We start from the raw sequence: 15,060 nt of genomic DNA on the forward strand, positions 1-15,060 counted from the left end.
ACCTAATTTTGCAGCGTTTATGGAAAAAAGCACACTGCAGCAGCACCGTCCTGTAGCCATCTGGTTATATACAGGCGTAGGCATGATCATTATCCAGGTATTACTGGGCGGCATTACCCGCCTTACCGGTTCGGGGTTGTCTATTACAGAGTGGAAGCCCATCCTGGGCGCCCTGCCCCCTATGAATGAACAAGCCTGGCAGGCAGCTTTTGATAAATACAAGGAGATTGCGCAGTTCACCTATGTGAACAGCCATTTTACCTTATCTGACTTTAAGGCCATTTACTTCTGGGAATGGCTGCACCGCGACTGGGCCCGGCTCATGGGCCTTGTGTTTGCAGTGCCGTTCATTTATTTCCTTATAAAAAAGAAGATAGACCGGAGCATGGTAAATCCCATGATCATCCTGTTCCTGCTGGGCGCCCTGCAGGGCGCCATTGGCTGGATCATGGTAAAGAGCGGTTTGAATGAGGAGAATTTGTACGTAAGCCACATTCGCCTGGCCGTACATTTCATTGCAGCGCTGCTGCTGTTATGCTATGTGCTGTGGTTCGCACTGAAGATCAGCACACCGGCAACGGCTATACTTTATTCCCCTTCGCTGCGCAGGTTAAATGGCTGGCTGCTGGTATTATTAACCCTGCAGCTGATATACGGCGCATTTATGGCAGGCCTGCACGCCGCACTGGCTGCCAGCACCTGGCCGGATATTAACGGCATGTGGTGGCCCGCAGGCATGCAGCAGGGCGGTTTCCTGGAAAGTATAACGCAGAACCATATTGCCGTGCAATTTATTCACCGGGGCCTGGCTTACCTGATAGCCATTGGCGTAGCCGTTTGGTGGTGGAATGCTGCTAAAACGCCGGTTTACAGCCGTTTGCACCGCATCCGTTACCTGCCTTTGCTGCTGGTATTGTTACAGGTATTATTAGGAGTATTAACGGTAATGGGCAGCGTGGTAAAAATACCGCTGCTGCTGGCCGTGCTGCACCAGTTCACCGGCATGTTATTATTACTGGCATTGGTATGGACCCTGTTCTTAAGTAATGGAAAACCGGCGCTTACAGGTAAGCCCGTTTCCTAATAACATACCACTATTTTTTCGTAAGTTTATCTGCAATTGGTTTGGGGAAGAAACGGACCCGCTAAATACCAAACGGACGTTTCACTTGACCATGAGGACATCAAACTACTTCAAGTGAAATTGAAACTACTGCTGGTTAAAACTTACTACTCCTTCCCTATACAGCTGCTGTTGCTGCACTTTCGCAAGTACCAGGTATTGCTTATTTTCTGGGCAATTTTTTTCAGTACCATTAACGGTGGTTTTGCCAAGGTATTTGGGGGCGATGCATTGTACCTGGCGCCGGAATACCTGGGTAACGTAAATTTTTACAGTACCACTCTCCTGGGCCTGGCTACCGGCTTTTTCATTATGAGCTGGAACATTACCACCTTTATACTGCATACCAGCCGCTTTAAATTTCTGGCCACTACCTCTCAGCCATTTTTCCGCTATTGCTTAAATAATTCCATTATCCCGCTTACATTCCTCATATGCCTGCTGGTGCGGGGCTGGCAGTACCAGCGCTACCAGCAGCTCAGCACCGTGCCGGAAATATTGCTGCTGGCAGAAGGTTTTATTTGCGGAGTATTATTCGTGATCTTTTTCTCCTTCTTTTACTTTTTTAATGCAGATAAGAACATTAGCCGCCGCCTGGAGCGCCGCTTTGGCAACCCCCGTAATTTTTTAAGGACTGTGCTGAAACCGGGGCAGGAGCATGATGAAAATGCGCTGCCTGTACACAATTACTTTTCTTCCCCCTTCAGGATACGCCGTGCCCGGAATGTGGATCACTATAACAAACATTACCTGGACAGTATTTTAAAGCAGCACCACTTTGCCGCCATGATCACGGTAGGCTGCGCCCTGGTATTCCTGGTGATACTGGCTTTTTTAATGGACTACAATGTTTGCCGGATCCCTGCCGGCGCCAGTGTAATGGTGTTCTTTGCCTTTTTGATAGGGATTGCCGGCGCTTACGCCTACCTGCTGCAAACCTGGGCCATACCGGTTTTGCTGGTAATGATGTTTGTGCTGAACTGGATGACGGTGAACAATCTGCTGGATAATCGCAATAAAGCCTATGGCTTAAACTACCGGCAGCCGAAGGAACGGCCGGCATATAATGTAAACAGCCTGCAGCAGTTCTTTTCAGAAGAGCGGGCCAGGCGGGACAAGGAGGGTACCCTTAAAATACTGGAGCAGTGGAAGGCTAAATTTCCGCCCGGTAAAAAGCCCCGGCTGGTAGTAATGAACTTCAGCGGTGGCGGCATACGGGCGGCCGCCTGGTCTATGAACGTGCTGCAGCGCCTGGATACGCTTACCCATGGCTCGCTTATGGACCATACCATGCTGCTCACCGGCGCATCTGGTGGAATGATGGGTGCCTCGTACTACCGGGAGCTCTACCACCTGAAACGATTGGGCAAACCCATGAATATACAGGACACTGCCTATACGGAACGGATCTCCCGTGACCTGCTGAACTCCGTTTTTTCAGCGCTGGCAGTAAATGATTTTATTACGCCTTTCCGCTCTTTTAAAATAGGCGCCAACCGCTACGCCAAAGACCGTGGCTATGCCTTTGAAATGCAGCTGAATGATAATACGGACCATGTGCTGGAGAAAACCATACGGGATTACCAGCTGCCGGAGCAGCAGGCCATTATTCCCATGCTCATCTGGAATGCCACTATTAATGCAGATGGACGCCGCCTGTTAATTTCCCCGCAACCCATTAGCTATTTATGCGCGCCGGAATATAAATACCCCACCCGTGCAGTACGGGATGTGGATGGGGTGGACTTTACGCAATATTTTGCCGCCCAGCATGCCATGGACCTGCGTGTTACCAGCGCCATACGCATGTGCGCCACTTTTCCTTATGTGCTGCCCAATGTATTCCTGCCCAGCGATCCCATTGTGGATGTAATGGATGCCGGCATCCGTGACAACTTTGGGCAGGAAACCAACCTGCGCTTTTTATACACTTTCCGGGAGTGGATAAACGAAAACACCAGCGGGGTAGTGTACATACAGGTACGCGATACCCGTAAGAACGATATACGCCCCATAGAAAAAACAAAAACGCTAAGCAACCTCATTTTTGATCCGCTGTTCACCATGCAGCAGCACTGGAGCGCCATGCAGGATTTTGAGCAGGATAACCAGGTGAATTATATGGAAGGATATTTTCCCGAAAAATTCCACCGGGTAATTTTCCAGTATGTGCCGCAGAAGGAAGATAAAGCGGCGGCCCTTAGCTGGCACCTTACCTCCCGTGAAAAGATAGATATTGCCGGCGCCCTGGATAATACTGCCAACCAGGCTTCATTTGATTATGTGCTGAAGCTGATGAAATGATGTGCAGATATGCTAGTGTGCAGATGAAGGGCAATGCGCTGATATGTTGGTATCTTCTGACTATTGATTGTTTATTCCTTCAGGAACGCCAGCAATGCGCTTATAAACTGCTCGTAAGCCTCAATATGCGGTAAATGGCCAACGCCGTCAATGGGCACCATTTGGGCATGCGGTATTCTTTGCGCGGCGCTTTTACCCAGCTCCGGGTAATTACCTAAAGTTTTACGAACCTCCTCCGGCGCGCTGGCTTTGCCCAGGGCGGTACGGTCGCGCTGGCCAATGATCAGCAGGGCAGGCGCCTGGATGTGCTCAAATTCATAATACACCGGTTGGGTAAAGATCATATCGTAGGTGAGCGCTGCATTCCAGGCTACACGCGGGTAATCAGGCCCTTTGGTCCAGCTGGCCAGCAGCCGCGCCCATTTTTCGTAAGCGGGTTTCCATTGCCCGGCATAGTAATTATCCAGCTGGTATTGCTTGATCTTTTCATAATCCTGCTTTAATTCAGACTGGTACCACTTATCCACGGATTGATAGGGCACTTTTACCTTCCAGTCTTCCAGCCCAATGGGATTTTCCAGGATCAGCTTTTCCGTTATTTCCGGGAACATTAATGCAAAGCGCACAGCTACCATGCCACCCATGGAATGCCCCAGCACCGCGGTTTTTGTGATGTGCAGGGTATCCAGCAGGGCTTTGGTATTTTGCGCCAGCAGCTGAAAGCTGTATTGCAGGTGGGCCGGTTTAGCAGATTTGCCGAAACCTATTTGATCAGGAATTATTACACGATAGCCGTTTTTGCGCAGGTCGGCTGCCGTACTGTCCCAATAGGCGCCGCAAAAGTTCTTGCCATGCAACAGCATTACCACCTTGCCGTTGGGCTGGGCAGGCTGCACATCCATATAGGCCATTTTCAGGTGCTGGCCCTGTATGTTTAAGGTAATATAATGAACCGGGTAGGGGTAGTTGTAGCTAGAAAGGGTAGCATCCTGCGGGGGAATGGTTTGGGCTTGCATGATACCGGTAAAGTAACAGAATAAGGACACTAACAGGCAATATTTTTTGAAGTGCATGGGAATATTTTTAACAGTTGGCTGATTAGTACAAATGTAATGCCCGCACAAAGATCAAAATATTACCGGCCGCGGCCCTGCAACCCCCTCAGAATCATAGTATTCAATTCTTCTACTAACATTAACATCTTGATCACATTTATTTAAAGCACTTTCCCCCATTTTTTCCACATATTTTAGTACCTTTGCGCCTTCGTTTACACAGACCGGCCTAATGCCCCTGTAAAATTTCTATAGTACAAGACTTATATGAATATCCGTAACATAGCTATTATTGCGCACGTAGACCACGGTAAAACCACCCTGGTAGACAAGATCCTCCATCAGACCAACGTTTTCCGGGCTAACCAGGAAACCGGTGACCTGATCATGGACAGTAACGACCTGGAAAGGGAACGTGGGATCACCATCTTCAGTAAAAACGCATCTGTGGTGTACAAAGATGTAAAGATCAATGTAATTGATACACCGGGCCACGCCGACTTTGGCGGTGAGGTAGAGCGCGTGCTGAAAATGGCCGACGGGGTAATTCTGCTGGTGGATGCCTTTGAAGGCCCCATGCCGCAAACCCGTTTTGTGCTGCAAAAAGCGCTGCAACTGAATCTGAAACCTATTGTAGTAATTAATAAGGTAGATAAACCTAACTGCCGCCCGGATGAAGTACACGATGCGGTATTTGATCTGTTCTTTAACCTCGATGCAACGGAAGAGCAGCTGAACTTCCCCACTTTCTATGGTTCCGGTAAGAACGGCTGGTTTAATAATTCCCTGACCCAGTGTGATGATATTACCCCGCTGCTGGATGGTATCCTGGAATATGTTCCGGAACCTAAAATAGGCGAAGGTACTCTGCAGCTGCAGATCACCTCCCTGGATTATTCTTCCTTCCTGGGCCGTATTGCCGTAGGTAAAGTAACCCGCGGAACCATTAAGGAAAACCAGCCCATTTCACTGGTACAGGCAGATGGTATTAAAAAGACCCGCGTACGTGAGCTGTACATCTTTGAATCCCTGGGTAAGAAGAAAGTAACAGAAGTAATGCCCGGCGACATTTGCGCCGTAGTAGGTATAGAAGATTTCAACATTGGCGATACTATTGCCGATTTTGAGAATCCGGAAGCATTACCGGTGATCAGCGTGGACGAGCCTACCATGAACATGCAGTTTGGTATTAACAACTCACCTCTTTTTGGTAAGGATGGTAAGTTTGTAACCAGCCGCCACCTGCGCGACCGTTTAATGAAAGAAACAGAAAAGAACCTGGCCCTGCGGGTTGAGGATACAGACAGTGCAGATACCTTTATGGTATTTGGCCGCGGTATCCTGCACTTAGGGGTATTAATAGAAACCATGCGCCGTGAAGGTTATGAGCTTACTGTGGGCCAGCCCAAAGTAATTGTGAAAACCATCGACGGTAAAAAGCATGAGCCGTATGAAACCCTGGTAGTGGACGTTCCGCAGGAATTTGCCAGCAAGGTAATTGACCTGGTAACCCGCCGTAAAGGAGAGATGCTGATCATGGAAACCAAAGGCGACATGCAGCACCTGGAATTTGAAATTCCTTCCCGTGGTTTGATAGGCTTACGTACCCAGATGCTGACCGCTACTGCCGGTGAAGCTGTAATGGCGCACCGCTTTAACGATTATAAACCCTGGAAAGGCGCTATCCCCGGCCGTAATAACGGTGTATTGATTGCCAAGGAAGCCGGTTCTACTACCGCTTATTCCCTGGATAAACTGCAGGACCGTGGCTTTTTCTTCGTAGATCCGGGAGAGGAAGTTTACAAAGGCATGATCATTGGCGAAAACAACAAACCCGGCGACCTGGTAGTAAACCCGAATGAAGGTAAAAAGCTTACCAACATGCGCGCCAGCGGTACGGATGGTGCTGCCAGCATTGCCCCCAAAACGCTGATGACACTGGAAGAGTGTATGGAATACATTCAGCATGATGAGTGTATAGAAGTAACGCCTAACATTATCCGTATGCGTAAAACCATCCTGGATGAAGAAGAGCGTAAGCGCTTCCAGAAAACAATGAAAACAGAAGAAGTAGGCGGATAACAGTCCCCTGACGATAGTTAACGGTCCATAGCCTACAGGCTGTGGACCGTTTTCATTTTACAGGCGCTCACTATCCTATACGCACTATGCTATGGACCATGGACCATCGACTGTGGACCTTTTTTTATCTTTACCCCATGAACCAGCAGCTACCGATGTTCTCGGGGGAGCCATCCTCCCACCAGGTTCCGTTGAAAGACGGATTGCTGGAATATTATCCGCAATTTTTTTCCACCGGGGAAGCAGATACTTTATTCCGGGAGCTAACACAGGATATACACTGGAAACAGGAATCCATGAAAATGTACGGCAAAACCGTGCTTTTTCCCCGCCTCATGGCCTGGCATGGAGACGCTGGCAGCGCCTATGCCTTTTCCGGTACCACTTATACACCGGAGCCCTGGACCCCGGCACTGCTGCAGATCAAAGAAAAAATTGAGCCGCCGGCCGGCGTGCATTTTAACAGTGTGCTGTTAAACCTGTACCGTAATGGTAAAGATGCCATGGGCTGGCATGCGGATGATGAGCCGGAACTGGGGGCCAACCCGGTAATTGCATCGGTGAACTTTGGCGCTGCCCGCCGTTTTATGCTGCGGTATAAGCAGGATCATACCCTGAAATATGAGCTGGAGCTGCAGCATGGCTCCCTGCTGCTGATGAAGGGAACACTGCAGCATTACTGGCAGCACCAGGTACCTAAAACGGCCAGGCTACTACCTTCCAGGATAAATCTTACCTTTCGTGTTATTAATCCCTGAACGCAAATACCCTGCAATGCGCACTCGTACCTTCAGATCAGTAATAAAACCATATTCCTATGCAACACCCCATTTTACTGGTCGGTAACGACATCAACAACATTTCCCGGGGGCAGAGCTGGAAAGACCTGCTGCAGGAGATCCTTACCTTTTGCGGAACTAATTGCGTACAGCTGGATGATAAAAAACCCTTCCCGCTATTGTATGAAGAGATCTTCCTTACTGCCATTCAGCAGTCACACATCCGGGAGCGTGACCTGAAAGGATTTATTGCCAAAAAGATCGGCGATATTACCCCTAATGAGCTGCATGCCCGTATACGTGAGCTGAAGCCTGCGCATGTGCTTACTACCAATTACGAATACACGCTGGAAGGCAGTACGCCGGAACAGCACAGCAGCCTGATAAAGGAGCGCACTTTCAGCATTTTCCGCAAGTACACGCTGCATAATACAGAGTACTGGCATATACACGGCGATTGTTTAAACCCTATGAGCATTAACCTGGGCTTTGAACATTACGGCGGGCAGCTGCAGCAAATGCGTAACTACGTGGTATCCGGCACTACCTACAGCAGTCCGCAGGCGCCACGGCTGCCGCTGTTACAGCGTTTGAAGCATGGCCCTGTAAGCACTTACTCCTGGCTGGACCTGTTCTTTACAAAGGATATACATATCCTGGGACTGTCATTGGATTTTGTGGAAACAGACCTGTGGTGGCTGCTCACTTACCGCGCCCGGCAAAAGTTTCAGCGCAATACCATACCGGTGCATAATAAGCTGTACTACTACATTCCATCAGAGTTTGAAAAGGCAGCGGCCTTTAAGCTGGATATGCTGAAGGCCAATGATGTGCAGATCGTATCCATCAGCGCGGCTAATAAAACCGCGTATTATGTGGAAGTGCTGAAGCGTATTAAGGAGAAATAGTCCATGGTCGATAGTCGATAGTACATTGCATTGTTCGCAGTATAAACTGTACAAGAAAAGGCCGTTGCAAGGTCTATGATCCATAGTAGATAGTCCATAGCATTATTCGCAGTATAAGTTGTACGTGCAAAGGCAGTTATCTCTTACTTGTATAATAACCACTGCGCTAAAGGCAATGGACTATCGACTATGGACCATGGACCCCACAGTCCACAGACTGTGGACCAATTTTTGTACCTTCCACCACACCAAAAACCTGTCTGTATGCTTACAAAACTGATCCTTTCCGCAACCGTGGTGTTATTAGCAAATACCTGCAATAATAAAACCGCCACGGAGAAAGAGCAACAGGATACTACTGTAACCGCTGCACCCGCCCAGCAGGCACCCGCTGCTGATAAACCGGATCCCTGGTCTTTCATTCAGAAAAAAAGATGGAACCTTATACAGCTGGATGGCACTACCCTGGAGCAATCCGGCATATGGCTGGATTTTGATACCGCGCAAAAACGCTTTTCCGGCAACGGCGGCTGTAACCGGTTAGGCGGCAATTATGATGCAGATAACCAGCAGATTAAATTTAACCAGGTAATAAGCACCCGTATGGCTTGTGTTGACCAGGCAGCCAATGAAAGGGAAAGCAGCTTCCTGCGCCTGCTCAGTGATCATACCTACACGTTTGATATTGCAGATCAAACCCTGAACCTGTATGACAGTGGCAAGGTGGTGCTGATGTTTGGAATGACGGATAAACCGGTGGCTACAGACCGCCAATAACACTCCCTATGTTACAGCAAGATGCACAGGCCTATAAACAGCTGCTGGAAGCAGGCAATACCATTGCAGTTATAGAACAATACTATGATGATAATATTTACCAGCAGGAAAATGATGAGGAAACCATCCGCGGTAAACAGCGTCTGCTAAGCCTGGAACAGCAAAGCCTGGAAAAGATAGATCAGCTGGTGATACGCGTGCCCACACTGGTGGTGGATGAGGAGCAGCAAATAGTAATGGGGGAAATGATGATCACTTTTTATCACAAAACAGAAGGCCTGAAGTTTTTGAAGGAAGCCTTTCTGCAGCATTGGGAAAATGGGAAGATCGTAAAACAGCAGTTCTATTATCGCGCTATCCGGGGTGCAGCGGGGCCGGGCAACAATCCTAAACAAGCGAAAGATCCATCGTAAAAAAAATGTAAAAGTAAATGCAGCCCGGATGTTAGGGTTAACAATAGCTGCATGCTACTTTTACATTTTCAATTCTTTAGGGGCGCAAAGCCTCAGCCAGTGTGGCTGCAATGGCATACTGCACGTAAGCGGTGTTAGAGGTTTGCTCTTTTACCTTTACAGTAACCGGTAGCTTACCCTGCACATCGCCGGGCACTTTTACGATCAGCCGCTGCGGGGTAGCGCTTACCACACTGGCATCTTTAACGCCAATGATCACCTTATTTTCAGCCGCTTTACGGCTAAAACCCTTGCCACTAATGGCTAAAAAGGTGCTGGTGCTGCCATGGGGGATCACCGTAACGGATATATTACTAACGGCCTGGGTGTTAACATCGCAGCTGCACAACCAGCACATACAAGCGGCCATAAGGGCCAGCATCACTACTTTACCTTTCATAATCACAGATTTTTTTATTGGGGTTATCTAAAACGGATGCAAAGCTACGGCAATGTAACGAATTGATAATGCGTATTATTACGGAAGTTTGTTAAATACGTACTACTACCTGCAAAACAAAAGCCCACCGTTTGCTCGGTGGGCCCTGGTTTCAGCGGATCTGCTGTTTTTTATTTCATGAGCTTTAGCTCGCTGATAATGTTGGAAGCCCCACCCAGCTTATCAATACACCACAGCACATAACGGATGTCCACGCAAATGGTACGGTTATATACCTGGTCAAACTGGATCTTATGGCTCAGCGCTTCATAGTTGCCGTCAAAGGCCAGGCCTATCAGCTCCCCGTTGGCATTCAGCACCGGTGAGCCGGAGTTGCCGCCGGTAATATCGTTGGTGGTAATAAAGCATACTACCATATCATTCCGCTTCTGGTCTTTGTAGGGGCCAAAATCTTTTTGCCTGTACAGGTCCATATATTTTTCCGGCAGGTCAAATTCATAGTCGCCGGGTTTATATTTTTCCAGCACCCCCTTCATAGTGCATACGTAATCGTAATGAATAGCATCCTGCGGGCTGTAAGGCTTTACCTGTCCGTAAGTGAGGCGCATGGTAAAGTTGGCGTCCGGGTACCATTTTTTGGCCGGCTGCATTTCCATTACACCCTTCAGGTACAGGCGGCCCAGATCGCCGTTCTTCAGCATAAACTGGTTATACAGCGGCAGGTAGCGGGTAGCGTAGTTTTTGGTGAATGCACCGGCGTAGGCAAAGGCCGGGTCTGTTTGCAGGGTAGCTGCATCCGGGTGGGCTACAAAATCCGCCCACTTATCATCATTCATAATAATGGTGCTCTTCATCAGCGCAGCAGCCCACATGCGGTAGGTATTATCATCATCCAGGCTGCCGAATTTTGCTTTTATCGCATCATAAAACCCAACGGGGTGCTGTGCCTGCGGAATATCGGTGTAAAACTTATGGCACACTGCGGCCATAATCTGCTGATCGCTGTGTTTGTCTTCATCTTCCAGGAAAGCATGGCGGGCCTTATCTGCCGCCTGCAAGCTTTTCTGTAACATTTCCGGCTGTATGTCAGGCTGCGTAAGCGACCGTTCCACGCTCTGCAGGCTGGCTGCAAAGGCTGTGAGGCGCGATCCTAAAATGCCTTCGTTAATGTATATACGGTGTTTGGTATAAGGCGCCCATTCTTTGTAGGCATTGGCATAGTCAGTGAACAGGTTCTGGTATTGGGGCTTATCATGCGCCCACTCCCGGAAGGCTGCTTCCTCTGCCTGCTTATCTTCCAGCACATGGTATTTCAGCAGCTGTTTGGTTTCCCCGTCATAAAACTTCCAGTAGTTGGCAATGCTGGCGTAGGAAGCGGCCATTTTCAGTTTAATAGCCGGGTCTTTTTTCATTTGCTCAAACATATATTTGAGCCGTATATCACGCAGGCCTACAATGGCCGGATTTTCTACTGCTGTTTTCAGCTGTACACCGTAGGAGGTTTCGTACCGGTTGGTACCGCCGGGATAACCGAATACCATAGCATAATCGTTTTCCTTTACACCTTTAATGGATACCGGTAAAAAGTACCTGGGTTTCAGCGGCACATTATCGGCCGCATATTCTGCAGGAGCTCCGTTTTTATCTGTATACACGCGGAATACGGAGAAATCGCCGGTATGGCGGGGCCATTCCCAGTTGTCGGTATCGCCGCCAAACTTACCCACGCTTTCCGGCGGGGCCGCCACCAGCCGTATATCTTTATAGCGCTCGTATATGAACAGCAGGTACTGGTTGCCTTTGAACATGGGAACTACTTTGGCTTCATAGCCCGTGCCATTGGTAGCGGCATTTACAATGTTATTAAACAGGCGTTGTTGCCGTTGCTGCCGTTCTTCACCATCCAGGGTTTGCAGGGTATCGGTCACCTGCTTGGTAACATCTTCTACTTTTACCAGGAACTGTGCAGATAGTTTGCCGGCAGGGATCTCTTCCTGTTTGTTATGGGCGTAAAACCCGTTCTTCAGGTAATTATGCGCCATGGAGCTGGCGCTGGCAATAGCGTCGTACCCACAATGGTGATTGGTAAATATAAGTCCCTGGCTGCTTACGATCTCCCCGGTACAGCCCCCGCCGAAAATAATGATCACATCTTTCAGGGAGGCTTTATTAATGCTGTATAATTGCTCTTTGCTCAGTTTCAGCCCTTTCTTCACCATATCCGCGTACACCTGCTGTCCCAGTAAATAGGGTAGCCACATCCCCTCGTCTGCCCTGGCGCATTGCATGGCCAGCAGCAAGGTCAAAACCAATAAGGCTCTCTTCATAAAACGTCCGTAATTTTAAACAGGCTTCAAACCTACCTTTTTTTTTGATAATACAATATACGTAGCGGGCTGCTCCAAAAAGTGGAACGCCTTTTGATAAGGGGAAAATTGTCCGGCCTGGTGGCCGGATTGTACTGTTTGTATATAGTTGAAATGGGGATGCCCGCAAAACCACTAACCTGAAAATGAATAAGTTACTGATAGGATGTATGCTGATAGCCTTGCTGGCCTGCCGGGAAAACCGTGCCCAGCAGGAAAAGAAGGAGGAAATGAAGGAGGGCATCGAAAAAATAGGGAATGATATAAAGGAAACAGCCCATGCCGCCGCCGATTACCTGGAAGAACAAAAGAAAAAAGCGGCAGATGACCTGGAAGAGCGCAAAAAGGAGATTGACGAGAAAATGGCCACCCTAAGAAGCGACAGCACCAGCCGGGGTGCAGAGGCGCGTAAAAAACTGAACGGTTTGCGGAATGATATCAACAGCAAGCTGCATGACCTGAAAAACGCAAGCGCTGAAACATGGGACAGCACCCAGCTGAAAATTGATACTTTGCTGAAAAAATCAGATAAGGAGTGGACTAATTTTAAACAGGACTTTAAGGACCTGTTCCAGTAAAATTACGGCGTCATAAAATAGTTTTATAACTTTACCGGGATCAAATTTTTGCGCTTGTTACTGATTAATCATCAACATATACAACCGGAGGCAGGTTGCGACGAAGCAGGCCGGGGATGCCTTGCGGGGCCTGTATTTGCAGCGGCTGTAATACTGCCTTTGCGCTTCAGGCACCCATTGTTGAATGATTCCAAGCAGCTAAAACCGGCAGAACGTGATCAGCTGCGTTATGTGATAGAAAAGGAAGCCGAATTTTATGCCGTAGCAAGTGTAGATAACACGGAAATAGACAGGATCAACATATTGCAGGCCTCTTTTAAGGCCATGCACCTGGCACTGGAACAACTGTCCCAACAGCCGGGATTTATTCTGGTAGATGGTAACCGCTTTGTACCCTATGGACAGGTACCGCATGCATGTATTATACAGGGCGATGGAATTTATGCTTCCATTGCTGCGGCCTCCATACTGGCTAAAACCTACCGCGATGAGTATATGCAGCAATTGCATGCACAGTACCCGCATTTTGGATGGAATGATAACAAAGGCTATCCAACCCTGCATCATCGTAAAGCCATCCGGGAACATGGCGAAACTCCCTACCACCGTAAATCGTTCAGGTTATTGCCGGAAGAGCTGGAAGTAGATGAAGATCTGTGATGGAGTAATGATATTTATTGTTTTACCCTGTATTGGGAGATGAGTAGACTATGTTAAAGCAGACACAACAGCAAAAGCTATTACAAAAACTTTCACCCCAGCAAATTCAGCTCATGAAATTGCTGCAGGTGCCTACTGCCAACCTGGATGAACGCATCAAGGAGGAGCTGGAGGAAAATCCTGCACTGGAATACGGGGAAGAAGAAGGCCATGATGATGATCCTGCAAAGGAGGTACAGGAAGAGCTGGCGCCTGCCACCACCACTGAAGAAGGTGGGGAGGAAGATGAGTTTGAGCCGGATGGCAGTGAGAATGAGTACGACAATATAGATATTTCGGAATATGTAAATGAAGGCGATGATGATATAGCGGATTACCGCCTGCGTGATGATAACTATCCTGACCCGGATGAAAATAAAACCATACCGGTACGGGTGGAGACCTCTTTTCACGAACATTTACTGAGCCAGCTGGGTATGCTGGAGCTGGACGATCACCAGCAGAGCATTGCAGAGCAGATCATTGGCAGCATTGACGATGATGGTTACCTGCGCCGCGAAATAAGCGCTATTGTGGATGACCTTTCCTTTTCCCAGAATATTCAGACAGATGAAGAGGAAATAAGGATGCTCATTAAAAAGATCCAGGAATTTGATCCTCCCGGCGTATGCTGCGCCGATCTGAAAGAATGCCTGCTGCTGCAGCTGAAACGCAAACCGCAGGACGATGACGGGGTACAAACCGCTTACCAGATCCTGGAAGGCTACTTTGATGAATTTACCAAGAAGCACTACGAAAAGATACAGAAGGGCCTGAACCTGACAGATGAAGGGCTGAAAGAAGCCATTAACCAGATCATACGCCTTACTCCCAAACCCGGTGGTAACTATGCAACGGTAAATAAGGCGGAAAGCTATGTGGTGCCCGACTTCTTTATATTCAACAACAATGGCAAGCTGGAGCTTACGCTGAACTCCAAGAATGCACCGGACCTGCGTATATCCGAAGGTTACCGGGAAATGCTGAAGGAGTATGACCGGGGCGATAAAAAAGACCGCCGGCAGAAAGAAGCAGTACTGTTCATCAAACAAAAGATAGATGCTGCCAAATGGTTTATAGATGCCATTAAACAGCGGCAGCATACCCTGCTCTCTACCATGGAAAGCATTATGGATTATCAGCGGGAGTTTTTTATGACCGGGGATGAAACCACCATGAAGCCCATGATCCTGAAGGATATTGCAGATATTACCCAGCTGGATATATCTACGGTAAGCCGGGTGGCCAACAGTAAATATGTGCAAACGGAGTTCGGTACCTTTAAGCTTAAGTTCTTCTTTAGCGAATCCTTATCTACCGACAGCGGGGAAGAAGTATCTACCCGCGAGGTAAAAAAAATACTCTCGGACCTTATTGAAGGGGAGAACAAGCGCAAACCGCTGAGCGATGAGAACCTTACTAAAATGTTGCAGGATAAAGGGTATAACATTGCCCGCCGTACCGTAGCCAAATACCGGGAACAGCTGAATATTCCGGTAGCCCGGTTAAGAAAAGAACTTTAAAACAAGTGAAGGGT

At 48.3% G+C, this 15,060-nt stretch carries 13 protein-coding genes; 10 read left to right on the plus strand and 3 right to left on the minus strand.

From position 1 onward, the window contains the following. Positions 1–19 precede the first annotated feature (19 nt). Positions 20–1,084, plus strand: coding sequence for a COX15/CtaA family protein (locus tag BMZ54_RS05135; protein ID WP_089907098.1), 1,065 nt, complete (start codon positions 20–22; stop codon positions 1,082–1,084). A 114-nt stretch (positions 1,085–1,198) separates the two neighbouring features. Beyond that, positions 1,199–3,427, plus strand: coding sequence for a patatin-like phospholipase family protein (locus BMZ54_RS05140; RefSeq protein WP_143080913.1), 2,229 nt, complete (start codon positions 1,199–1,201; stop codon positions 3,425–3,427). Between the two features lie 71 nt (positions 3,428–3,498). Here the strand turns inward: BMZ54_RS05140 and BMZ54_RS05145 are convergent, their stop codons facing one another. Continuing rightward, on the minus strand, positions 3,499–4,500 hold the full coding sequence (locus BMZ54_RS05145) for an alpha/beta fold hydrolase (RefSeq protein ID WP_089907102.1): 1,002 nt from the start codon (positions 4,498–4,500) through the stop codon (positions 3,499–3,501). 249 nt (positions 4,501–4,749) lie between these two features. Between BMZ54_RS05145 and typA the strand changes: the two genes are divergently transcribed. The 5 genes from typA to BMZ54_RS05170 all read left to right on the plus strand — a co-directional run bounded on the left by typA (position 4,750) and on the right by BMZ54_RS05170 (position 9,441). Beyond that, on the plus strand, positions 4,750–6,564 hold the full coding sequence (typA, locus tag BMZ54_RS05150) for a translational GTPase TypA (RefSeq protein ID WP_089907104.1): 1,815 nt from the start codon (positions 4,750–4,752) through the stop codon (positions 6,562–6,564). Between the two features lie 137 nt (positions 6,565–6,701). Next, a complete protein-coding gene (locus tag BMZ54_RS05155) occupies positions 6,702–7,322 on the plus strand; it encodes an alpha-ketoglutarate-dependent dioxygenase AlkB family protein (RefSeq protein ID WP_089907106.1) in 621 nt (206 codons plus the stop codon). A 59-nt stretch (positions 7,323–7,381) separates the two neighbouring features. Then, a complete protein-coding gene (locus BMZ54_RS05160) occupies positions 7,382–8,251 on the plus strand; it encodes an SIR2 family protein (RefSeq protein ID WP_089907108.1) in 870 nt (289 codons plus the stop codon). 264 nt (positions 8,252–8,515) lie between these two features. Next, positions 8,516–9,028: an META domain-containing protein gene (locus BMZ54_RS05165; RefSeq protein ID WP_162277474.1), complete on the plus strand. Its 513-nt coding sequence runs from the start codon at positions 8,516–8,518 to the stop codon at positions 9,026–9,028. An 8-nt stretch (positions 9,029–9,036) separates the two neighbouring features. After that, positions 9,037–9,441: a nuclear transport factor 2-like protein gene (locus tag BMZ54_RS05170; RefSeq protein ID WP_089907112.1), complete on the plus strand. Its 405-nt coding sequence runs from the start codon at positions 9,037–9,039 to the stop codon at positions 9,439–9,441. 76 nt (positions 9,442–9,517) lie between these two features. Here the strand turns inward: BMZ54_RS05170 and BMZ54_RS05175 are convergent, their stop codons facing one another. Beyond that, positions 9,518–9,880, minus strand: coding sequence for an IPT/TIG domain-containing protein (locus BMZ54_RS05175; protein WP_089907114.1), 363 nt, complete (start codon positions 9,878–9,880; stop codon positions 9,518–9,520). 170 nt (positions 9,881–10,050) lie between these two features. Further along, on the minus strand, positions 10,051–12,207 hold the full coding sequence (locus BMZ54_RS05180; protein ID WP_089907117.1) for a S46 family peptidase: 2,157 nt from the start codon (positions 12,205–12,207) through the stop codon (positions 10,051–10,053). Positions 12,208–12,392: 185 nt separating this feature from the next. Between BMZ54_RS05180 and BMZ54_RS05185 the strand changes: the two genes are divergently transcribed. The 3 genes from BMZ54_RS05185 (at position 12,393) to rpoN (ending at position 15,046) form a co-directional block, all read left to right on the plus strand. Continuing rightward, positions 12,393–12,824: a hypothetical protein gene (locus BMZ54_RS05185; protein ID WP_143080914.1), complete on the plus strand. Its 432-nt coding sequence runs from the start codon at positions 12,393–12,395 to the stop codon at positions 12,822–12,824. Positions 12,825–12,878: 54 nt separating this feature from the next. Continuing rightward, the gene (locus BMZ54_RS05190) at positions 12,879–13,484 is read left to right on the plus strand and encodes a ribonuclease HII (protein ID WP_089907122.1); all 606 of its coding nucleotides are present in this window, start codon (positions 12,879–12,881) and stop codon (positions 13,482–13,484) included. A gap of 113 nt (positions 13,485–13,597) precedes the next feature. Next, a complete protein-coding gene (gene rpoN / locus BMZ54_RS05195; RefSeq protein ID WP_238386495.1) occupies positions 13,598–15,046 on the plus strand; it encodes an RNA polymerase factor sigma-54 in 1,449 nt (482 codons plus the stop codon). Positions 15,047–15,060 lie beyond the last annotated feature (14 nt).

Source organism: Chitinophaga rupis, assembly GCF_900109685.1.
GTDB lineage: Bacteria > Bacteroidota > Bacteroidia > Chitinophagales > Chitinophagaceae > Chitinophaga > Chitinophaga rupis.